Source organism: Maribacter aquimaris (assembly GCF_014596745.1).
Taxonomy (GTDB): Bacteria; Bacteroidota; Bacteroidia; order Flavobacteriales; family Flavobacteriaceae; genus Maribacter_A; species Maribacter_A aquimaris.
Window position 1 is genome coordinate 72,125 of record NZ_JABTCF010000010.1, and the last position, 22,461, is coordinate 94,585.

Annotated in this window: 21 protein-coding genes; 15 read left to right on the forward strand and 6 right to left on the reverse strand. The window is 40.6% G+C overall.

Annotation, left to right across the window (positions count from 1 at the left end):
* Positions 1-1,561 precede the first annotated feature (1,561 nt).
* From HPE56_RS14955 to HPE56_RS14975, 5 genes are read left to right on the forward strand one after another with little or no spacing between them, the layout of a single operon-like run.
* A complete protein-coding gene (locus tag HPE56_RS14955; protein ID WP_188244560.1) occupies positions 1,562-2,497 on the forward strand; it encodes an ABC transporter ATP-binding protein in 936 nt (311 codons plus the stop codon).
* The gene (locus tag HPE56_RS14960) at positions 2,490-3,830 is read left to right on the forward strand and encodes an ABC transporter permease (protein WP_188244561.1); all 1,341 of its coding nucleotides are present in this window, start codon (positions 2,490-2,492) and stop codon (positions 3,828-3,830) included. Before HPE56_RS14955 ends, HPE56_RS14960 begins: the two co-directional genes overlap by 8 nt.
* Complete coding sequence (locus tag HPE56_RS14965) at positions 3,815-4,738, forward strand: mechanosensitive ion channel family protein (protein ID WP_317173217.1); 924 nt, start codon at positions 3,815-3,817, stop codon at positions 4,736-4,738. Before HPE56_RS14960 ends, HPE56_RS14965 begins: the two co-directional genes overlap by 16 nt.
* The gene (locus HPE56_RS14970) at positions 4,725-5,615 is read left to right on the forward strand and encodes a DUF6268 family outer membrane beta-barrel protein (RefSeq protein ID WP_188244562.1); all 891 of its coding nucleotides are present in this window, start codon (positions 4,725-4,727) and stop codon (positions 5,613-5,615) included. Before HPE56_RS14965 ends, HPE56_RS14970 begins: the two co-directional genes overlap by 14 nt.
* 11 nt (positions 5,616-5,626) lie before the next feature.
* A complete protein-coding gene (locus tag HPE56_RS14975; RefSeq protein WP_188244563.1) occupies positions 5,627-6,790 on the forward strand; it encodes a sigma-54-dependent transcriptional regulator in 1,164 nt (387 codons plus the stop codon).
* A gap of 3 nt (positions 6,791-6,793) precedes the next feature.
* Here HPE56_RS14975 and HPE56_RS14980 read toward each other — a convergent pair whose 3' ends face one another.
* The gene (locus HPE56_RS14980) at positions 6,794-7,477 is read right to left on the reverse strand and encodes a hypothetical protein (RefSeq protein WP_188244564.1); all 684 of its coding nucleotides are present in this window, start codon (positions 7,475-7,477) and stop codon (positions 6,794-6,796) included.
* 199 nt (positions 7,478-7,676) lie between these two features.
* Here HPE56_RS14980 and HPE56_RS14985 point away from each other — a divergent pair, with 199 nt between their 5' ends.
* The 3 genes from HPE56_RS14985 (at position 7,677) to HPE56_RS14995 (ending at position 10,974) form a co-directional block, all read left to right on the forward strand.
* Positions 7,677-8,555, forward strand: coding sequence for a PPK2 family polyphosphate kinase (locus HPE56_RS14985; RefSeq protein ID WP_188244565.1), 879 nt, complete (start codon positions 7,677-7,679; stop codon positions 8,553-8,555).
* Positions 8,552-9,940 carry a M20/M25/M40 family metallo-hydrolase gene (locus HPE56_RS14990; RefSeq protein WP_188244566.1) on the forward strand — a complete coding sequence of 463 codons (1,389 nt, stop codon included), beginning with the start codon at positions 8,552-8,554 and terminating at the stop codon, positions 9,938-9,940. Before HPE56_RS14985 ends, HPE56_RS14990 begins: the two co-directional genes overlap by 4 nt.
* Before the next feature lie 101 nt (positions 9,941-10,041).
* Entirely contained in the window at positions 10,042-10,974 is a 933-nt protein-coding gene (locus HPE56_RS14995) for a peptidylprolyl isomerase (RefSeq protein WP_188244567.1), read from the forward strand.
* Between the two features lie 519 nt (positions 10,975-11,493).
* On the opposite strand, the gene HPE56_RS15000 is transcribed toward HPE56_RS14995, so the two are convergent.
* Both HPE56_RS15000 and HPE56_RS15005 read right to left on the reverse strand, forming a co-directional pair.
* The gene (locus HPE56_RS15000; RefSeq protein ID WP_013304911.1) at positions 11,494-11,688 is read right to left on the reverse strand and encodes a cold-shock protein; all 195 of its coding nucleotides are present in this window, start codon (positions 11,686-11,688) and stop codon (positions 11,494-11,496) included.
* Between the two features lie 161 nt (positions 11,689-11,849).
* Positions 11,850-12,488 carry a peroxiredoxin gene (locus tag HPE56_RS15005; protein WP_188244568.1) on the reverse strand — a complete coding sequence of 213 codons (639 nt, stop codon included), beginning with the start codon at positions 12,486-12,488 and terminating at the stop codon, positions 11,850-11,852.
* Positions 12,489-12,599: 111 nt separating this feature from the next.
* On the opposite strand from HPE56_RS15005, the gene HPE56_RS15010 reads away from it, so the two are divergent.
* From HPE56_RS15010 to HPE56_RS15025, 4 genes are all read left to right on the forward strand, one after another.
* Entirely contained in the window at positions 12,600-13,142 is a 543-nt protein-coding gene (locus tag HPE56_RS15010; RefSeq protein ID WP_188244569.1) for a YfiT family bacillithiol transferase, read from the forward strand.
* A gap of 129 nt (positions 13,143-13,271) precedes the next feature.
* Positions 13,272-13,610, forward strand: a complete 339-nt coding sequence (locus HPE56_RS15015; protein WP_188244570.1) for a tRNA-binding protein — start codon at positions 13,272-13,274, stop codon at positions 13,608-13,610.
* 4 nt (positions 13,611-13,614) lie between these two features.
* Positions 13,615-14,538 carry a bile acid:sodium symporter family protein gene (locus tag HPE56_RS15020; RefSeq protein ID WP_188244571.1) on the forward strand — a complete coding sequence of 308 codons (924 nt, stop codon included), beginning with the start codon at positions 13,615-13,617 and terminating at the stop codon, positions 14,536-14,538.
* The gene (locus HPE56_RS15025) at positions 14,535-15,578 is read left to right on the forward strand and encodes a lysophospholipid acyltransferase family protein (RefSeq protein ID WP_188244572.1); all 1,044 of its coding nucleotides are present in this window, start codon (positions 14,535-14,537) and stop codon (positions 15,576-15,578) included. Before HPE56_RS15020 ends, HPE56_RS15025 begins: the two co-directional genes overlap by 4 nt.
* Positions 15,579-15,580: 2 nt before the next feature.
* Here HPE56_RS15025 and HPE56_RS15030 read toward each other — a convergent pair whose 3' ends face one another.
* The 3 genes from HPE56_RS15030 to HPE56_RS15040 form a co-directional block, all read right to left on the reverse strand.
* Complete coding sequence (locus HPE56_RS15030) at positions 15,581-18,115, reverse strand: M14 family zinc carboxypeptidase (RefSeq protein WP_188244573.1); 2,535 nt, start codon at positions 18,113-18,115, stop codon at positions 15,581-15,583.
* 81 nt (positions 18,116-18,196) lie between these two features.
* A complete protein-coding gene (locus HPE56_RS15035) occupies positions 18,197-18,568 on the reverse strand; it encodes a PUR family DNA/RNA-binding protein (RefSeq protein WP_188244574.1) in 372 nt (123 codons plus the stop codon).
* 78 nt (positions 18,569-18,646) lie between these two features.
* Complete coding sequence (locus tag HPE56_RS15040; protein WP_188244575.1) at positions 18,647-20,401, reverse strand: ABC transporter ATP-binding protein; 1,755 nt, start codon at positions 20,399-20,401, stop codon at positions 18,647-18,649.
* Between the two features lie 186 nt (positions 20,402-20,587).
* On the opposite strand from HPE56_RS15040, the gene nusB reads away from it, so the two are divergent.
* From nusB to yajC, 3 genes are read left to right on the forward strand one after another with little or no spacing between them, the layout of a single operon-like run.
* Positions 20,588-21,535, forward strand: a complete 948-nt coding sequence (gene nusB, locus HPE56_RS15045) for a transcription antitermination factor NusB (RefSeq protein ID WP_188244576.1) — start codon at positions 20,588-20,590, stop codon at positions 21,533-21,535.
* Between the two features lie 42 nt (positions 21,536-21,577).
* Positions 21,578-22,048 (forward strand): DUF1573 domain-containing protein, encoded by a 471-nt coding sequence (locus HPE56_RS15050; RefSeq protein ID WP_188244577.1) that lies wholly within the window; start codon positions 21,578-21,580, stop codon positions 22,046-22,048.
* Positions 22,049-22,068: 20 nt separating this feature from the next.
* Positions 22,069-22,365: a preprotein translocase subunit YajC gene (gene yajC, locus HPE56_RS15055; RefSeq protein ID WP_188244578.1), complete on the forward strand. Its 297-nt coding sequence runs from the start codon at positions 22,069-22,071 to the stop codon at positions 22,363-22,365.
* The last annotated feature ends 96 nt before the right edge of the window (positions 22,366-22,461 follow it).

Genomic DNA, 22,461 nt, shown 5'->3' on the forward strand with positions numbered 1-22,461 from the left:
GCCTCTGAACACAATCCTAAAGAAGGAACGGCCTATTTTCGATTTCGTTTTAAATCAAGTGGTTTCCGCATTGGGCGGGGGAAGCCGTCCATAGCGCATTTCACTTTAGTGAAAGCGGCCTGGGCGGTGTGGCCGCGGGTTTTACTTGCTTTCCTCAATATGGGTCTCAGCAAAATGGCCAGGCTGCAGCTGGCTCCTCTAAACCAAGGTATGCGATACCTTGGTTTTTCGGCCCTGTTTCTTTTTTGGGCGATGCAAAAAAGAACAGAACATGAACTTCGGGATAGTTTATGCTTTCTTTTTCCAATTCACACATAACTATTGGGATTGATCCACCCCGGATCAATAACAATTTCCGGGTATTTGGATATTTATGCAAATAGTTGGGTTACCCTAAATAGGAGAAATTTTGTATTTCTAACGCCTATGAACGGTGTACTAAAGAAGGAACGGCCTATTTTTGATTTCGTTTTAAATCAAGTGGTTTCCGCATTGGGCGGGGAAAGCCGTCCATAGCGCATTTCACTTTAGTGAAAGCGGCCTGGGCGGTGTGGCCGCGGAAAGTGCGTGGATTTAAAGAAATTCAAAATCAGCCTAGCGTTTTTTGATTCTTTTTTGGGCAATGCAAAAAAGAACAGAACATGAACTTCGGGATAGTTTATGCTATCTTTTTCTGTTTCAAAAACAACTCTTGGGATTGATCTATTAAGGGTCAATAACAATTTCCGGGTATTTGGATATTCATGCAAATAATCGAGTTAACCTAAATAGGAAGAATTCTGTATTTCTAACGCCTTTGAACGGGGGCAAAGAAGGAACGGCCTATTTTTGATTTCGTTTTAAATCCAGTGGTTTCCGCATTGGGAGGGGGAAGCCGTCCATAGCGCATTTCACCTTAGTGAAAGCGGCCTGGGCGGTGTGGCCGCGGGTTTTACTTGCTTTCCTCAATATGGGTCTCAGCAAAATGGCCAGGCTGCAGCTGGCTCCTCTAAACCAAGGTATGCGATACCTTGGTTTTTCGGCCCTGTTTCTTTTTTATTCATCGGCATGTCTATTGTTTTTAACGGTATTCATGAATGCTATGCATTTGAGGCAATGCAAAAAAGAACAGAACACGAACTTCGGGATAGTTTATGCTTTCTTTTTCCAATTTACACCCAACTTTTGGGATCGGATGGACTAACCCCGCCCCAGGCGGGGTCTTTACGTTTGTTGAGGGTGGGTTTTGCATACTCTTGTTGCATTACGATTTATTAGGTTTGATGACAATAGGGAGAACTGATGATTCCACTAGGATAGTTTGGGGAATGACATTGGTAAGTGGAGCCGTCTTTATTCGGGGTAACGGTGCGATCGGTTCCTGATAGTAATAGGGGCATGCCTGGATTTTGATTTGTTTTCAAGATCAACTGTATCATATGTTTACGTTGTGTTTTTTGATAAGTCAATTTGTTTTTCTTTTGATTTAAGAGGTTATGGTCCTTGTTTTTTAATCCTCGTATTATTATGATTTTGGAAGTGATTTTTAAAGCAATTCTATATCTTTGGCAAAATTGCTTACATGGATAACATTTTGGTCACTAAGGAGGTTACCAAACAATACGGGAAACATTTGGCTTTGAATAAAGTTTCCCTGGAAATACCTAAAAACAGTATCTATGGCCTTTTAGGCCCCAACGGTGCTGGTAAGACTACCTTAATTCGTATTATCAACCAAATAACCTTTCCCGATAAGGGGGAGGTATATTTTGATGGGGAACTTTTAAAGCCCAAGCATATTTCCATGATTGGCTATTTGCCCGAGGAGCGGGGGTTGTACAAAGGCATGAAAGTAGGGGAGCAGGCCCTGTATTTGGCACAATTGAAAGGGTTGAGCAAGGTTGAGGCCAAAAAGCGATTGATGTATTGGTTTGAACGTTTGGACATTGGGGATTGGTGGAATAAGAAAGTCCAGGAGTTGTCAAAAGGTATGGCCCAAAAGATACAATTCATCGTTACCATATTGCATGAGCCCAAATTGCTCATATTCGATGAACCTTTCAGTGGTTTCGATCCCATTAACGCCAATATCATCAAGGACGAGATACTGAATTTAAAAGAGAAAGGGACATCCATAATCTTTTCAACCCATCGTATGGAATCCGTTGAGGAATTATGTGAGTATATCGCCTTGATCCATCAATCGGAGAAAATCCTTGATGGTAAACTATCCGATATAAAGAAAGCCTATAAGAACAATATTTTTCGGGTGGGGTTACAAGCTGAAAATGTTGATTTGCTTCTGACGGAAATATCGGATAAATTCAATATCAGCAAAGTAGGGGTCGATGCATTGGAAAATCAATTGGATTTCACCATTCAGATTCCGGCCAATGATTCCGGTGAAATCCTGGCTTTTTTCGCAAATCGTTCGAATATCAATCAATTCACGGAAATTATTCCTTCTGCGAATGAGATATTCATACAAACTGTACAAGATAAAGACGCAAATGAATAAACTGCCTATTATCATAAAAAGGGAATATTTGGCAAAAGTCAGAAATAAGTCCTTTGTGATCATGACTTTTCTCAGCCCTATTTTAATGGTTGCGATGGTAGTGTTGATAGCCTATCTGACCAAAATCAATGACAATCAAAAACGGATTATTGGGGTATTCAATGAAAGTGATTACTTCTCCAATGATTTTAACACTACCGAAAGCACATCCTATGTGTTGTTCAAGGATGTCTCCTTACAGGCCGCCAAGGATTCTACCGCACATATGGGGTATTATGGACTTTTGCACATACCCTATGAGGATGAACTGGAAAAGGTGGCAGCACATTCCTATTTCTATACAAAGGAAACACCAAGTTCCTCTGTCCTTGAGCAATTGGAGCATGTTTTTCAGGCAAGGTTAAGGGAAAGAAGGTTACAGGACATGGGCGTTTCCTCTTCGGAATTTGCCCAAATGGACAAAAAATATGAAATCAATACCGAAACCTTCGAGGGGGAACAAAACCTAAAAGGGGTCAATGAAATAAAGGCTATTATCGGGGGTGGATTTGGATATCTGATCATGATGTTCATTATCATATATGGTGGTTTCGTGATGCGTAGTGTCATAGAGGAGAAAACCAGTAGGATCATTGAGGTGATTATTTCCTCGGTGAAGCCATTTCAATTAATGATGGGAAAGATAATTGGTACCTCCTTGGCCGGAATCACCCAATTTGCGATCTGGATAGTTTCAGCTACCCTGCTTTTGTTCGTCGCTTTTGCTATTTTTGATATTGACCCAACGACATTGAACAATGGGGCGGAAGTTACAGGTGGTATGGCAGGTAATATGATGCCTTCCGTACCAACCCCCAATCAGACCATTCAGGCCTATGCACAGGAGCTTTTTAAAATACCATGGGCCATGTTGATCTGTTTTTTTGTGGTTTATTTTATACTTGGGTATTTGATCTATAGTTCTATATATGCTGCTATTGGTGCCGCAGTTGATAATGAAACGGACACCCAACAGTTTATATTTCCAATCATATTACCATTGATGTTGGCCATATACGTTGGTTTCTTTTCGGTTTTCAGCAACCCACATGGTCCCATTGCCGTAGGTTTTTCCCTGTTTCCGTTAACATCCCCTATCGTGATGCTTATGCGCTTGCCAGGAGGTATTGGGGAAGGTGGTGTGCCCATATGGGAATTAGTGGTCTCTATTCTTTTATTGATTGTGACATTTCTGGGGATTGTTTGGTTTGCAGCCAAGATCTACCGGGTAGGAATTCTGATGTATGGTAAAAAACCCACCTACAAGGAATTGTTTAAGTGGATAAAGTATTGATCATGGTACAGGATGAATCCGATACATTGAAGGAAATTATTGAAGTGGATGTCTGGGGCTCGATCCAGGAAGTCCTTAATTTGGGAATTCGGATAGGGACAGGGGATAAATCATTGCATGTAACCGTCGGACTGCTTCTAATAGTCATTCTGACATTTTTAATGACCGGGTTCGTGCTAAAATGGTTGCGGCAGATCTTAACCCATAAAATGGTCAAAGAGGATCAGCTGAAATTCATCAGTGTTTTCAAGTTTATCAAATACGCGACATATATGGTGGTTGTTTTAATTACCCTGAGTATGGCGGGTATTGACATAACCTTATTGATAACCGCATCCGCTGCTCTTTTTGTCGGTTTGGGGTTGGCCCTTCAAGAGCTCTTCCAGGATGTTATAGGGGGGATATTCATCATTGTCGATAAGTCACTGAGTGTAGGGGATATTATAGAAATAGATGGTCGGGTAGGTAAGGTTTTCGAGATCAAACTCCGAACGGTTAGGGCTATTACAAGGGATGATAAGGTTATTATTATCCCGAACCATAAATTCATAAACGAAACCATATTCAATTATACCCAAAATCATAAAACAACTAGGGAGAATGTAAAAATAGGGGTGGCCTATGGAAGTGACGTAGTATTGGTGACCAGGATTCTTGAGAAAATTTCGCAGAGCCAAAGGGGGATTCTGAAAAATCCCAAGCCCTTTGTGCTGTTTGAGGATTTTGGTGATTCGGCACTTTTGTTTTCATTGAATTACTATACCACTGATAGCTTTACCGATTTAAGGATTAAAAGCGATGTACGCTACACCATTGATGCGGAATTTAGGAAACACAATATTTCCATACCATTTCCCCAAAGGGATGTACATGTTTTTCAACACAAAAACAGCAATGAAAAGGAGTAGTGTCAGAAGCAATATAGTTATGGTGCTCATGCTCATATTCGTATTGGGCCAAGATCGTATTATGGCCCAATCCCCTGATATATTCAGGTTGGAGTATATGATTATGCCCAAGAATAATGCCGATGCCCAGCTTTCACGGTATAAAATGGTGGTCAATGTGCCATTGAAGGTCAAGGATTCTGATAATATTATCATCGGTGCTGAATATAATTATTTGGCCTATAAACTGGGGGATAATGAGTATTTTGATAGTAAGGGGTTAGAGAATCTCCACGTGGTCGATTTAAATCTTGCCTATGTATATAAGCACAATCAAAATTGGAGGTTTATAGGGGTGGTAACACCACGGCTGTCATCGACCCTGACCAATCCGCTGGAAAACGGTGATGTTTCAGTCAATGTGACCGCAGGGGCCTTTAAAGAAAGGCAAGACATAGATAAACCAATGCGTTTGGTAATCGGTTTGGCCTATAACTCAACCGTATCCTTACGAATACCTTTGCCCTTTGTGTATTACGAAAAAAGGTTCCATCCTAATTGGTCCTATGTTGTTGGTCTTCCCAAAACAGGTTTTAAATATCACTTGGATGAGACCCATTTGATCCAGACCGAATTTATTTTAGATGGTTATTTTGTAAACCTGCAAAACAATATCATCCTACCCAATACTGGTTTTGCCTCGTCGGTTTCCTCATCGACGGCATTGTTAACGATAGGGTATCAATATAACATATCAAAAATTATGTCGTTCTACGGTTATGTCGGGCATACGATTTTTCAGGATGGGGTATTACGTGATAAGGATAGAAATGATATTTTTACGTTGAATGATGAGCCTAGTCTGTATTTCAGGACCGGATTTAGAATAGGAATTTAAAAAATTACAATATGTCAAAAATTTTGGTGGTAGAGGATGAAGCGGCAATCCGTAGGGTATTGGTTAAAATACTATCCGAAGAAAACGATTCGTATCAAGTGGAAGAGGCGGAAGATGGTTTAAAAGGTTTGGAGGCCGTTAAGAACAATGACTACGACTTGGTATTGTGCGATATAAAAATGCCAAAAATGGATGGTGTTGAGGTGTTGGAAGCAGCACGTAAGATCAAACCAGAGGTTCCTTTTATCATGATATCGGGCCATGGTGATTTGGATACGGCTGTCAATACCATGCGCATAGGGGCATTCGACTATATCTCGAAACCACCCGATTTGAATCGTTTGTTGACTACGGTGAGAAATGCATTGGACAGAAAGGAATTGGTCGTTGAAAATAAGATTCTAAAGAAAAAGGTCAGTAAGAATTATGAAATGATCGGTGAAAGCAACGAAATCAATGCGATTAAAGATATCATTGAAAAGGTTGCACCTACAGACGCCCGTGTTTTGGTTACCGGTTCCAACGGTACCGGAAAAGAACTCGTTGCCCATTGGATCCATGAAAAAAGTCCAAGGAGTGCAGCACCTTTTATAGAGGTGAATTGTGCGGCCATACCCTCGGAATTGATAGAGAGTGAACTTTTTGGCCATGTCAAAGGGGCTTTTACGTCCGCGGTCAAGGATAGGGCCGGTAAGTTTGAGACGGCTAATAAAGGAACTATTTTTTTAGATGAAATAGGGGATATGAGTCTGTCTGCACAAGCCAAGGTGTTGCGTGCCCTGCAGGAGAATAAAATTTCAAGGGTAGGTTCCGATAAGGATATCAAGGTAGATGTCAGGGTTATTGCCGCTACGAACAAGAATCTTTCAGAAGAAATAAAAGAGAACAGATTCAGGGAAGATCTTTATCATCGCCTTGCCGTGATCTTGATAAAAGTACCCTCATTGAATGATAGGAGGGATGATATTCCGTTATTGATCAAACATTTTGCCGATAAGATAGCAAACGAGCAGGGTATTTCACCCAAGGAATTTTCCAAAGGGGCCATAAAGCTCTTGAAGGGATACGATTGGACCGGTAATATACGCGAATTGCGAAACGTTGTGGAACGGTTGATTATCCTGGGGGGTAAAGAGGTAACCGAAGAAGATGTAAGGTTGTTTGCAAGTAAATAGATCTTACTTACAGGCTTCCAATTTTTCCAAGGCTTTGGCCGTGATTTCCTTCGTTTTGTAATTATAGTATTTTTTCCCCTCGGTAAGGTTGGGTAGTAGTAATTGCTGTTCGCAATGCAAATAAATATTCTCTGCGAAGGCACGAGCCGATGCACAATCGACCGAGTTTACGATTTTTTCAAGGGATTGGCGATATTTTTCCAAGGAAGCATCTATTTTTTGCTCCAATTCCATTTCGGTGGGCTTGCTCATCGACACTTTTTCCAAATCGGAAATGGTGGTGTTCATGGCTAGAAGGTCTGTCCCATATTGGCTGTCGTGTAATTCGTGGTCCTCAATTGACTCAATGGCATCGGTCATATGCTCCAATGCCCGATTCAATAAGATTCGCGCCCCGTTCAAGGAGGTGGCCTTTGTGGCCGAAATCAAGTCTGTTTTCCCGTCCTTTATATTGTGTTCGGCATATACACAACCACATTCCTTTATCTGTTCCTTGGATTTTTCAATTGCATTTATGGCCTTGTATGCATGGTATTTTGCTTGGTTAATGTCTTCTTTCGCAATTGCTTTTTCGGTTTCAGACTTTATATAATTCATGTTAGAGGTCGCGTACTCGCAGGCCTTATCAACCGTGAAGGAAGAAAATATAATCAGTATGGCAATTGCCAAGAAGGAAGGGTTCTTCATAATATAGGCCATTTTATCGTTGTAAAATTTGGGAATAATACATGGTAAATGTACGTAGAGAATGAGGTTTTTCCCATTTTTTTCGATAGAAAGCAGGGAGTTTTGTGTAATTTGGACAAGCTGCAAAAATGCAGGGTTAAATGGTTGTATATTTTAACATTTCAGGTAGTTCAACGATAAAATATTTTAAATTCAAGGCATGAAGAATATCGATATTAACTCCTATAAGGCAAATTCCACCACAAAATTGTCGGAATTACCCACTTATGAGGATTTTGGTGTGACCAATAAGGAACTAAAGAAAGATCTGCGAAAGCTTCGAAAAGAACTTGGTGATTTTCAGGATACCATATATGCCGACGGTAAATATAGCGTTCTGATTTGTTTACAGGGTATGGATACCTCTGGGAAGGATAGCCTTGTAAGGGAGGTGTTCAAGGACTTCAATGTTCGTGGTGTCGTGGTACATAGCTTTAAGGTGCCCACGGACCTCGAATTGAAACATGATTTTCTGTGGAGACATTATATAGCACTTCCTGCAAAAGGGAAATTTGGGATTTTCAACCGCACACATTATGAGAATGTTTTGGTTACCCGTGTGCATCCTGAATATATACTGGGGGAGCATATTCCGGGAATCAATGAAGTCTCGGACATTGATGGGAAATTTTGGGATTCCCGATTCGAACAGATCAATAATTTCGAAAAGCACTTGGCAGCCAATGGGACCATCATATTTAAGTTCTTTCTTCATCTTTCCAAGGAAGAACAAAGACAAAGGCTTCTCAGAAGACTGCGATTGAGACAAAAGCATTGGAAATTTTCCCCCGATGATTTAAAGGAAAGGAAATTATGGGATCGGTACCAGCAGTGCTACCAAGAGGCCATACAAAGGACATCGAAGCCCAAAGCTCCCTGGTTTGTTGTTCCGGCGGACAATAAAAAGTCGGCAAGGCTCATTGTGGCCCATATACTTTTCGAAGCGTTAAAAAAATACAAAGATATAGCAGCTCCTGAACTTGATGATAAAATAAAGGCTAATTTAGACAGCTATAAACAACAATTAGAGAGCGAATGAGGTTTTTGAAATTCTTTTTACTGGCTGTTTTGGCTACTTGGCAGGGGTATTCCCAATCCGAAGACGAACAACAGATAAAGGCTATTTATAATACGGCTTTGACCAACAGCGAATCGTACGATTGGCTCAATTATTTGTCCAATCAGATTGGGGGAAGGCTCTCAGGCTCACTTCAGGCACAGCAAGCTGTGGAGTATGCCAAATCACAATTGGATTCAATGGGGCTTGACCGTGTTTGGCTACAACCCGTAATGGTTCCGAAATGGGTTCGGGGAACTCCGGAATTCGCTTATGTTGAGACAGCCCCTGGGATTACCACCGATTTGCCTATATGTGCACTGGGTGGGTCCGTGGCTACACCCTTACAGGGTATTAAGGCTAGTATTGTTGAGGTAAATGGGATTGAGGAATTGAAGCTTTTGGGGCCAGGGAAAATATCGGGTAAGATCGTTTTTTTCAATAAACCCATGGATCCCACTGAATTGAATACCTTTAAATCCTATTCAGGATGTGTCGACCAACGTTATGCTGGTGCAAAGGAAGCTGCTAAGTTTGGGGCGGTTGGGGTAATCGTACGTTCATTGAATTTGAGGTTGGATGATTATCCACATACTGGGACAATGGACTACGGTGATACGGAAATACCAAATCGTATTCCTGCTGCGGCAATCAGCACCAAAGGGGCTGAGTTTTTGAGTGCCACACTAAAATTAAGTCCCAAGGCCAATTTCTATTTCAAACAAAATTGCAAGGTCTATAAAGACGTTGAATCGTATAATGTCATCGGAGAAATCCGGGGAAGTGAATACCCCGATGAGGTCATGGTCGTTGGCGGTCATTTGGATTCTTGGGATTTAGGGGACGGTTCCCACGATGATGGGGCCGGTTGTGTTCAAAGTATGGATGTATTACGCCTTCTGAAAGAAACGGGGTATCAGCCAAAACGGACCATTAGGGTCGTATTGTTCATGAATGAAGAGAACGGTTTACGCGGTGGGAAAAAATATGCAGAGACGGCAAATAGCAAAAATGAGAAGCATGTCTTCGCATTGGAGAGTGATGCTGGTGGTTTTACGCCAAGAGGGTTTTCATTTGATTGTTCAGAGGCTAATTTTGAACAGGTGAAGCGCTGGAAACCGCTATTTGAACCCTATCTCGTCCACTTGTTCGTAAAAGGCCATAGTGGGGCCGATATAGGGCCATTAAAGGATGATGGCATCGTGTTGGCAGGTTTACGTCCCGACTCACAACGTTATTTTGACCATCACCATTCAGAGAACGATACTTTTGAACATGTCAATAAAAGGGAATTGGAACTGGGTACCGCTGCGATGGCCAGTTTGGTTTATCTATTCGATAAATATGGGATAGTCCCAACGCCATAGGGCCTAGGCTGACTTTTGTAAAGGAAATGGGTTGCCTAAACCTGAATACTTTTCCCCAAACTAATTTGTATATCTTTGCAGCTCATTAAAAATAACGAAAAATGCAAGACGGAATCTACGCAAAATTCAATACTTCCAAAGGAGAGATACTGGTCAAATTAACCTATGATAAAACACCCGGAACAGTGGGTAACTTTGTGGCCTTGGCAGAGGGTAAATTGGAAAATTCGGCAAAACCTATTGGAGAGCCCTATTATAATGGTTTAAAATTCCATAGGGTTATTCCTGATTTTATGGTGCAAGGGGGATGTCCCTTAGGTACGGGTACAGGTGACCCAGGCTATAAGTTCGATGATGAATTCCATCCTGATTTGGTCCATGATGCACCAGGGGTACTTTCTATGGCCAATGCAGGTCCCGGAACCAATGGGAGCCAGTTTTTCATTACGCATATAGCGACACCATGGTTGGATAATAAACATACGGTTTTCGGACATGTGGAAGCAGGACAAGAGGTGGTCGATGCCATTGGACAATCGGATATGATTGAAAGTTTAGAGATTGTCAGGGTTGGTAACGATGCTGAAAATTGGGATGCTGTAAATGCATTTAAAACGTTTGAAAGTTCAAGGGAACAGCGAATTGCCGAAGAAAAGGCAAAACAAGCACAGGAATTGGATAAGGTAGCGGCAGGTTTCGATGAGACCGAAAGTGGACTACGATATAAGATAATCCAAAAAGGAAGTGGTGCAAAGGCCGAATCAGGACAGACGGTTTCCGTGCATTACGAAGGTTCCTTATTGAACGGTCAGGTATTCGATTCCTCTTATAAAAGAAATCAACCGATAGATTTTAAACTTGGGGTAGGGCAGGTAATCCCAGGATGGGACGAAGGTATTGCCTTATTACAGATTGGTGATAAAGCCCGTTTTGTAATTCCGTCGAATTTAGCTTACGGAAGTGCAGGAGCCGGAGGGGTAATACCACCGGATGCAACTTTGTTATTCGATGTGGAATTGATGGGCGTTAAATAAAGAACATCCCATATATAATAGAGGAGCCTCAGTATATACTGGGGCTTTTTTATTTCCATAACTCACTTCTTCACCTGCTGATTCCAACTGGCAAATAGCAACATGATATTGATGAAAACAAGAATTAGTAATAATGTGAAAAAAGTAGGCATAGTCAGTCGGAATTAATTGGATTTACATATCCTGTATATAGAACAACGGGGACATCGGAAACCCTACCCAATCAATGAAATTGTAAACACAATTATTTTTTAGCACTTATGATACTTAGTAATAGAAGTAGTCCATTAATAAAAAGCAAGGATAGTAAAATAATTATAAAAGTAGTCATGCAAGAATTTGTTAGTTAAGTTATAATGGAGAGCTTTTTGTTTTACTTATGATGCGAAAAACTAACAAGGGTTGCGTTAATGGCTGAAGAAAAATAAGAAAAATGTAAATATGGGTAAGAAAATACTGCAAATAAAAACCCCCGATGAATAATCATCAGGGGTATATAAAAAAAGTTAAAATCGTTACCTAGTCAACTACTTTCACATTAACGGCGTTCAATCCTTTTTTACCTTGTTGTAGTTCAAATTCTACAACATCACCTTCACGAACTTCGTCGATTAAGCCAGAAATGTGTACAAAATGATCTTCGTTCGAACCATCTTCAGTGATAAAACCGTATCCTTTGGAATCATTGAAGAATTTAACTGTTCCTTTACTCATAATAAAAATTATTAAATATTAATTAAAGTGCAAAGGTAGTATTAAAATATTTAATTGTATGATATTTTGGAGGTTATCTTTGTGTTAACCCAGCCTTACATAAACAACCACGCCTTTTAATTCTATCAAATTGCATTTTATTAGGGTCGTGTTTACGGGGTTTAAGCCGTGGGATCAGGGGTCATTCTCAAATATGGTTTTACCTCCTTAACGCCTTTCTTAAACATTTCCCGTGCTTCTGCGGTGGGTATGGCAGGACTCACAACAACGTCTTGGCCATGCTCCCAATTGGCAGGGGTGGCGACTTTATGGTTGGCTGTCAACTGTAAGGAATCAATAACCCTTAAGAGTTCATAAAAATTACGGCCTGTTGATGCAGGGTAGGTCAATGTCAGCTTAATGGTTTTGTCGGGTGCGATAATAAAAACCGAACGCACCGTTAAGGTACTGTCCGCTTTCGGATGTATCATATCATACAAATCAGAGACCTTTCTATCTTCATCAGCAATAATCGGAAAAGTCACTGTGGTATTTTGTACTTCATTGATATCCTTGATCCAATCCCTATGTGATGCGGCCCCATCTACGCTCAAGGCCAACATTTTTACATTTCGCTTGTCGAATTCACCTTTAAAATTCGCTGCGGTCCCCAACTCTGTGGTGCATACCGGCGTGAAATCCGCAGGGTGGGAGAAAAGGATTCCCCAACTATCCCCGAGGTAATCATATAAATTAATAGTTCCTATTGAACTGTCTGCTGTAAAATTCGGGGCTGTGTCCCCCAATCGTAATGTTGCCATTTTGGATGTTTTTAAATTAGTAAACTATTTACCCCATAAAAGTAGTAGATATTTAGATTTTTATCAATTTCCATTTGGTTAAAACTGTATTAAATTTTCTATTTTTAAAAGATGGAAAACAAAGAACTGGAAATGTTGAGGTATCCTTTGGGCCATTTTGAATATTCCCCAAAGGTATCCCAGGATACCGTTGATGGTTGGATACAGGTCTTGGAGGAATTACCGGGAATATTGGAAAATTTGGTAACCCCCTTGACCAAGGTGCAATTGGAAACCCCATATAGGCCTGGGGGGTGGACCGTAAGGCAATTGGTGCACCATATTGCCGATAGCCATCATCACAGTTATACCCGGTTCAAGTGGGCCTTGACAGAGGATGAACCGATGATCAAGGCCTATGGGGAAAAAAGTTGGAGCAAATTATTTGATGCCAGATCGGCTCCGATAGCACTTTCAATAAGTTATCTAAAGGCATTACATGCCAAAATGGTTTTCCTTTTAAAAGGACTTTCCAAGGAAGACTACGAAAAATGCTATATACATCCCGATGACCATAGTGAGGTTTCGGTTAAAGAGAATATAGCGAAATACGCTTGGCACAGTCAGCACCATTGTGCCCATATTCAAGGGTTGTTAAAAAGAAAAGGATGGTAGCCTTTTTCGCTTCCTAGGGTTTGAAGGCTATTTACAATCCCGGTAGGTGACTTATTTGATATTGTCCGCAATACTTGGTAATCTCCATAGCTATTTTTATATTAGACATTGGCGTTAAAGAAATATAATATGGACGATACTATAAGCTGGAGTGACTTCGCAAAGGTCGATATGCGCGTGGGCACGATCATTGAAGTACGTGATTTTCCAGAGGCCCGGAAACCGGCTTATCAATTAAAGTTGGATTTTGGGGAAGGGATCGGTGTTAAAAAATCCTCGGCGCAACTTACCGAATTATATACCAAGGAAGAGCTCTTGGGAAAGCAGGTAATTGCCGTAATTAATTTTCCTGATAAACAAATTGCCAATTTTATGAGTGAATGTCTTATCTTGGGTGCAGTTGCCGGGAAAGAGGTTGTTTTGCTTAAACCAGATTCTTCTGTCCCCAACGGATTAAAAATAGCCTGATTCCTTGATCGATACCGTACTAGATAATGTTCATATTAATTTCGATAGCCAAACCCTATGGATATTGAATATTGCCTTGGCTTTGGTCATGTTCGGAATTGCCTTGGAAATATCGGTGGTGGATTTTAAAAGACTTTTCAAGAAACCTAAATCCATTTTAACGGGGGTTTGTAGTCAGTTTTTAATCTTACCTGCAATGACCTTTGTGCTGGTTTGGCTCATAGAGCCCATTCCAAGTATTGCTTTGGGAATGTTTATGGTTGCCGCCTGTCCGGGAGGGAATATCTCCAATTTCATAACCCATTTGGCCAATGGTAATTCCGCATTGTCCGTTAGCCTTACGGCAGTGGCCACGCTTATGGCTGTTTTTATGACGCCGTTCAACCTTGAACTTTGGGGCTCTTTGTATGGGCCTACCGAAATAATATTGAAGGATGTAGCCATATCGCCGTATGAAATGGTGAAATTGGTTTCCTTGTTATTGGCTATCCCCTTGCTTTTGGGTATGTGGGTGAATTACCTAAAACCTGTATTGGCCAAAAAAATGGCCAAAGTGTTGAAATGGATTTCCTTGGTCTTTTTTATTGCCCTGATATTCCTTGCCCTTTATAACAATAGGGAAATATTTGTGGATTATATTTTTTATGTTTTCTGGATTGTACTCATTCATAACCTCTTGGCTTTCTTAACAGGATTTTCATTTGCAAGATTGATGGGGTTGTCCACTAGGGACGTACGATCGATTACTATTGAAACGGGTATTCAAAATTCAGGGTTGGGACTGCTGCTGATCTTTACTTTTTTTGAAGGCTTGGGGGGTATGGCATTACTTGCGGCCTTTTGGGGAATTTGGCATTTGGTCTCTGGTTTGGTACTCTCCGCATTTTGGGGGTATAAACCCATTGGGAAAGAGGAATTGGCTTCATGAGGATAGGATACAGGATTTTAAAACTTTATATAAGGACCAGTCTGTTTTTTTATTTCAAAAAAATCAAGGTGGAAGGGCTACGGAATATACCAAAGGATAAGCCCGTTATACTCTTGGCGAACCATCAGAATGCTTTGATGGATGCCTTGGTCATCGTTATGAACGTTAAGGAAGCTCCCTATTTTTTAGCGCGGTCCGACGTTTTTAAAAAACCATGGGTCAGTCGGTTTTTGCACTACCTGCGAATGATTCCTATCTATAGGTTTAGGGATGGAAGGGAAACCCTTAAGAATAATCCAGCAATTTTTGATAAATGCGGTAACCTCTTGGCGGAGGGAAAAACATTGATGCTTTTCCCAGAAGGTAATCACGGCCTTCATCGACGGGTTCGATGGCCCATGCGAAAGGGTTTTGTAAAGATGATATTCTCCGCTTTGGAAAAAAATCCGGATTTGGATATTAGAATAGTACCAGTAGGATTGAATTACCTAAAAGCCCAAGGCTTTCCCGATAGTGTGGCCTTGCATATTGGTAAAGATCTTGCTGTACAGGGGTTTTATGACCCTAAAGATTTGACCCGTACTGAAAGTCAACTCAAAAAAGAGGTGTATGAACGTTTAAAGCAGTTGACAACCCATATCCCTGAAGGAGAGGATTACGACAATGTTATTGAAGCTTTGGACAGCCATGGAGTGGATTACCTAGACCCTATTACCGTAAATAGGAAAATAAAAGAAATCGATGCGCCAATTCAAAAGGGGGCAAAGCAAAAGGGAAACCAGGTGTTCCCAAAGGTTATGAGGTTCATTTTTACGATGGTGAACTTTCCGGTACTCCTCATATGGAACAGGTTTGTAAAGCCCCTTAAGATGGATATCGAATTTAGGGCCACTTTGCGTTTTGCATTGGGGATTGTCTTATTTCCTACATACTATGTTCTTTTGTTTCTATTGCTTGCCTGCCTGTTTGGTATAGGATTGGCATCCCTTGTTTTTTTAGGCCATTTGCTTTTTAACCTGTTGTATGTAAAGCTTGTTTAGGGTTACATCATATCCCCAAAAAAGATGGCATTCATTAATAATTTATTCGTACCATACCAAAAGGCCCTAAAATTGGTGTTATCGGTAAAGATGATCACTCGGCCTTTACCGATCTTTTTTACGGTAAAAGGAACAGAGCCTTTAAGTAGTTCCAGATTCTCCTCTGAAATATAACCGCTTAATAATGGATCGTTGGTATATTGGATAGGATTGTTGAAACTGTTCTTATCGGGTTCTATATAAATGTTGGTGTTGCGGAATAAGGGAAGCTTGTCATTCTTATACCCAAAATTAATTGGATGTGATCTGTCTAATCTTGCTTCGAAAATGGCTCCTCCGGTAACTTGGGCCCCTTTAAAATCATTCTTTTTGGCGAAAGGGATGTCTTTGGCGACCAGAGTGTCTTTCCGGAATTTCAGGGTAACGATTTTGTTTTTATTTAGCCATTCGGCGATATTGCGGTACCCGATTAAGGTACCCCCATTTTTAACCCAGTCCGTTAATTTTTCAGCATCTTTTTTACTGATACCTTTTTTGCCCCATGAGCTCGTACTGGGAATGATCAAATCGGTGTATTTGCCCAAATCCAAGGTACTGAAGTAGGACCTATCCAGTTTTGTCAATGGAATGTTGTAGCGAGTGTCGAACAAATGCCAAATTTCTCCTGCATCATAAGAACGAATACCATCACCTACTAAAATCGCAACTTTCTGTTTTTTGATGGGGTCGAAATCATTACTTCCCAAATCGATTCCTTTGGTAAGGCCTGTACCAACGGCCGTAATCTGTAACTGACTTTCTTGTGCCACCCCTTTTAGGAAGGTGTATAGTTCCTCTAGATTCAGGTCCTGGTTTTGTACGGGAACCATAATCGTACCATAATCATAGGATTTGCCTTCCACGGTGAACGGGGATTTGGCCACCTTGGCCCTTAAACCTTTCTCAACAATGCTGTTCAATGCCTTGGGGGTGTAATACTCATTCCATTCAAAAAGATAGGCGTAAGTACTCTTACCGGTGACATTTCCTGTCAAGGGTTGAAGGTCCGTTATCTCCTCCCCGGCATGGGCCATGCTATTTTGTTCCGTATAGTCGACATTGAATGCCAAGGGGAATGTCCATGCGGAAATATCATAAAAAAGGCTATCGGAAAACGAAGTGCGTTTTTCAAACATGGCCTTGATCAATCGATGGTTTTTTTGATCCAAGGGCACCACATAACTATTTCCTTTGGTATAATTCTTCCCATCAATGACGGCATCACTCGCCAAGCCATGGAATTTTATCTGGTGGCGATTTAAGATTTCTGCCAAATGCCAGCTTTTTGCCGCATCCTTATTATCGCCAAAAACAATCGATTTAGATTTACTTTTCCCGGCTTCGGTTCGGGCTCCATTAAAAAAGTCACGTTGATAATCCAATAATTTAACCCTCATGTTATTGGCTGCTTCAATCGTGGACAAAGCTGTAGCGAACTGATTCCGAATGGTGAACGGGAAGGTCAATAGCCCGTTTTCCGATTCTTGTGCATGGCCCCTTGAGCTGGCCTGTTCGAACAAAATACCTATTCCCCCATTGACATCAGGGAAAGTAGAGCCTTTGCCGTAGAAATAATCGTCATAATTTTCCTCTGAAAAATACAATGAGCCGATCTTATCCAATGCCTTGGCATGGTAGGTGCCGATTTCGGCAGTCAACTCCTGATTGATTTTAGGGGTCAAGGGATGCACCCTTGTAGGTTCTCCAGGTTGGAAAAAGAAGGTCGAATTAGTGCCCATTTCATGATGGTCTGTAAGGATATTGGGTTTCCACTGATGAAAGCTTCGGATACGGGCCCTACTTTCGGGAAGCTGTACCGGTAACCAATCCCGGTTCATGTCAAACCAATAGTGGTTGGTTCTTCCGCCGGGCCATACCTCATGAAATTCCCTGTCGTTTTTATCTGAAACGGGATGTATACTTTTGTTCGTATTGGCCCAGTAGGCAAAGCGTTGCAATCCATCAGGATTGAAACAGGGATCCATAAGAATGACGACGTGGTCCAATAGACTTTCGATTTCCGGACCTTCGGCTGCGGCCAGGTAATAGGCATAGGCCAATCCTGCATTGGAACCACTAGGTTCATTACCATGTATGGAGAATCCTTGGTACACAACCACGGGCATATTGTCAGTGTCAAGGCCATTGCTGTTGTTTTCAGTGAGTGCAATATGATTTTTTCGTATCGTATTGATATTCCGGTGATTTTTAGGCGATGTGATGGTTAATAACAAGATAGGTCGTCCTTCAAAAGTCACACCCCGGTTTTCCAGGGTTATCCTATCACTTTTTTCTGCCAAGGTTTGCATATAGAATACCAATTTGTCATGGGTTACGTGCCAATCGCCCACTTCATGGCCAATGACTTCCTTGGGGGTGGGGATATTTTGGTCATATGTGATATTCTGGGGAAGATAATAATCGAGGTTGATGGCGTTTTGTGCAAGGGCACCAAATGTAAACGAAAGGAGGAATACAATCGAAAGTGGATATTTCATATGAGATGGATTAGCTTTTGCTAAAAATAAAAAAACGACCCTGATAATCAGGGTCGTTTTTAAAAAATATTTGGTTTGTTTCTAAATATCATCAAAACTGACATCGGTGAAACTCTCTGAAGGTTTCATTTCACCATTCTCATGAAATTCTTCCTTTTTAAAATCTTTTTGGTGTCTCTCCGAGATAACTTCCGTTCCTTTTTCCGCAATGATAAAATCCATCATTTCGTCTACATTTTCCTTAAAAGCGGCAAAATCCTCTTTGTATAGGTAGATTTTGTGTTTTTTGTAATGAAACGAACCGTCATCATGTGTGAATTTCTTGCTTTCGGTTATTGTTAGATAGTAGTCACCTGCTTTGGTGCTCCTTACATCAAAGAAATATGTTCTCCTTCCGGCTCTCAATACCTTGGAGTGTATCTCCTCCTGATCTATTAATTCTTTGTCGCTCATTTTTCAAGTTTCTAGTTAATTAAAATAGTGTCTAATCCTCAAAATTGTAAAAAAAAAGCGTAGTTAGCAACAATAATGTTAGTTTTCTTTCTCGGATAGTTGGTGAAGATAGAGTTCCTTATAATAGCCATCCACATTGTTCAATTCTTCATGGGTGCCCGACTGTAATAACTTACCATCACTCAAAACCAGTATTTTATCGGCGTTTATTGCCGAGGATACCCTATGGCTAACGATAATCGTTGTTTTGGCCTTGGATGCCTTCTGTAGATTGTTTAGAATGGTTTCTTCCGTTTCAGTGTCCACAGCCGAAAGACAATCATCGAATAGATAAATTTCCGGGTCTTTCAGAAGGGCCCTTGCGATTGAAATACGTTGTTTTTGGCCACCACTTAAAGTAATGCCACGCTCGCCCAAAATGGTGTCGTATTGTTTTTTGAATTCTATAATGTTATTGTGTACCACGGCACTTTTTGCAACCTTGATCACTTCCTCATCCGTGGCACTGGCTTTACCGAATTTTATATTGTTCTTGATGGTATCGGAAAATAGAAATGCGTCTTGGGGTACGGCCCCAATAGCCTGACGCAGGCTGTATAGGTTTAGTTTTTTGATAGGGACATCATCAATAAATAGTTCGCCGGAGCCAACATCATAAAGTCTAGCGATCAGATCAAGTATCGTTGATTTTCCCGATCCCGTTTTTCCTAGAATAGCCACGGTTTGGCCTTCTTCTATCGTAAAGGAAATATCCTTTAAGGCCATAATATTGGTGTCCTCGTAGGTATAGCTGACATTTTTGAATTCTATTTTCCCCTTTATCGGCGTATCTTCCTTTACTTCGTTTTTGATTTGGGGCTTTTCATTTAAAAATTCATTGATCCTTTTCTGAGAGGCTTCCGCACGTTGAATGATGGAGGTAAGCCATCCAACAATGGCAACAGGCCAAGTCAACATGTTTACATAAAGGACGAATTCGGCAATTACGCCTACAGAGGCAATCTCTCCGTCTATATATTGATGGCCCCCAATATAAATAACGAAAATATTACTGATTCCTATAAGCAATATCATTAGGGGGAAGAACCAGGCGTTTACCTTGGCAAGATCCATACTTTTTTCCTTGCCTTCCATGGCCAGCACCTTTAATTCGGCATTGATCTGTGGTTCTATGGCGTAGGCCTTGATTACCGACACACCGGAGAAAACCTCTTGTGTGAATGTGGAAAGGGTAGATAGGTATTCTTGTACGACTGTACTGCGTTTGTGTATTATTTTACTTATTTGGTATATGAGTATCGAAAGGATGGGCAACGGAATCAAGGTATAGGCGGCCAATGTTGGGGCCGTAAAGAACATTATGGGGATGATGCATGCGAATAGGGTTATGGTGTTGATGCCGTACATTAAGGCAGGACCCGAATACATACGAACCTGACTGACGTCCTCACTGATCCGGTTCATTAAATCACCCGTTCGGTTTTTTTTGTAAAAATTCAAACTCAAGAATTGATAATGATCGAAAATCTCATTCTTAAGATCGTATTCAATATAGCGGGAGACATAAATAATGGTCTGTCGCATTAGAAAAGTGAAAAAACCGGAGAGCAATGCGGCCCCCACGATTATCAGAATAAATTCAAAAAGGTGTTCTTTGGCGGTTTCCTGGGTGATTTCGCCCTTAACAAAGTCCTCAACCGTGGTAATCGATTTTTGGACATAGGAGGGCATGATCAACTGAAAAATCTTGGCAACGACAGTAATTACCATCCCTACCAGAAGTTTTAACCAATATTTTTTAAAGTATTTATTTAGATGCTTAAGTTCTTTCATAAAGCTGGTCAGCTGAGTGGTTTTGTTATGGTCAAACCATTCGCCAAAGATAGAAGTTTGACTTAAAACCAGATGTTATAATATTTATAAATAAGAGAATAGTTGCAATAGAACCCATAGATTGAAAAATGATTTCTATTTTTGCGGCTTAGAATGTAAACCAATCTTAAAAAAAAGTTCTTCGAAATGCTTACAAGAAGGCACATACGCGTAAAGGTGATGCAATGTATATATGCATTGACCCAATCAAAGGATGATTCCCTTGAAAAACAGGAAAAATTTTTAAAAGTAAGCATAGAGAACATGTATTCGCTCTATTTACTGATGCTTAGCCTGTTGATCGAGGTTCGACAATTGGCAGAGGAAAAAATCAAACTTTCATCTAAAAAGTACATGGCCACTGATGCCGATGCGTTTCCGGACAATAAAAAGTTCGCAAACAACAAATTGTTGTTGCAATTGGCCAATAATGAAAGGCTAAAGGAAGCATTGGAAAAAAAGAAATTGAAGAATTGGTATTTGAACGAGGAATACGTAAAGCTGATTTATAAGGAAATTATAGGTAGCAAGGCGTATCTGGACTATATGGAAATTCCCTCGAAAACCTATAAGGAGGATAAAGAATTGATAGCAGGCTTGTTCAAGGTTATTATAGCCCCCAATGAAAAGATCTACGACTACCTTGAAGATGATAAGTTGACTTGGGTAGACGATATCCCTATTGTAAATACCTTTATCTTAAAACAATTCAAGAAAGTGAAGGAGGACCAAAACGAATCCTTTTTCTTGCCAAAGCTCCTAAAGGATGATGAGGATATGGTATTCGCAAAGCGGCTATTGACCAAAACCTTATTGAACAATGCCAAATGGGAAAAGGAAATTGAGGGGAAAACGCCAAACTGGGATAAGGATCGTATAGCGGACATCGATTCAATATTGTTGAAAATGGCCATATGTGAGTTATTGAACTTTCCTTCCATCCCCGAAAAAGTGACCATCAATGAGTTTTTGGAAATTGCGAAGGAATACTCAACCCCAAAGAGTAGTATCTTCATAAACGGCATACTCGATAAATTAGTAAAGGAATACAAAGCTGAAGGAAAACTAAACAAGGTAGGGCGGGGACTATTATAAATTAATTCTTTAATTTTGGGTCGAATCAAAAAAAATTTATCAATGAAAAGAGCTATTTTAGGTTTAAGCCTAGTTGTTTTGTTAGGACTTGTTGCCTGCAAGGAAAATGCTTCAAGCAAAGTAAAGGACGATAATGTGGCTGTTGCCGCTGAACGTGATGAAGCTGCTAAACTTTTACCCGTAATGGTATTTGAAAAGGTTGAGCACGATTTTGGGACCATCACCCAAGGAACACCACAAGAAACCGTTTTTAAATTCACCAACACCGGTGATGCCCCTTTGGTGATAACCAAAGCTACCAGTAGCTGTGGGTGTACAGTTCCAAATCCACCAAAAGATCCAATTGCTCCTGGGGAACAAGGAGAATTAAAAGTCAAGTATAATGGAGCCGGACAAAATCAAATAACAAAAACCATTACCGTAGTAGCGAATACCGCTAAAGGTAGTGAGATGTTGAAGATAAAGGCTTTCGTAAATAAAAAAGGAGCAGCGCCATTAGGCCCTGTTAAATAAGCAACGTAATAATAGATACAATGGGAAGTGGAAGTATAATGGATTTTTTACCGATGATCCTCATTTTTGTGGTGGCATATTTTTTTATGATCCGACCACAAATGAAAAGACAAAAAGACGAAAAAAAATTCGCAGCAGAATTGAAACGAGGCGATAGGATTATAACAAAAAGTGGTTTACACGGTAAAGTGGTCGATTTGAATGATAAGGATTCTTCTTGCGTCATTGAGACTATGGCCGGCAAATTGAAATTTGACCGTTCCGCGATTTCTTTGGAAATGAGCAAAAAATTGCAGACCCCGCCAGCCACAAAATAAAGTTTATCCCTTAAAGGATTTGATAAAGCCAATGGTTCAAACCATTGGCTTTATTGTTTTAAAGGGGCAATGTGGTATTTATTAACCGGAAACCTA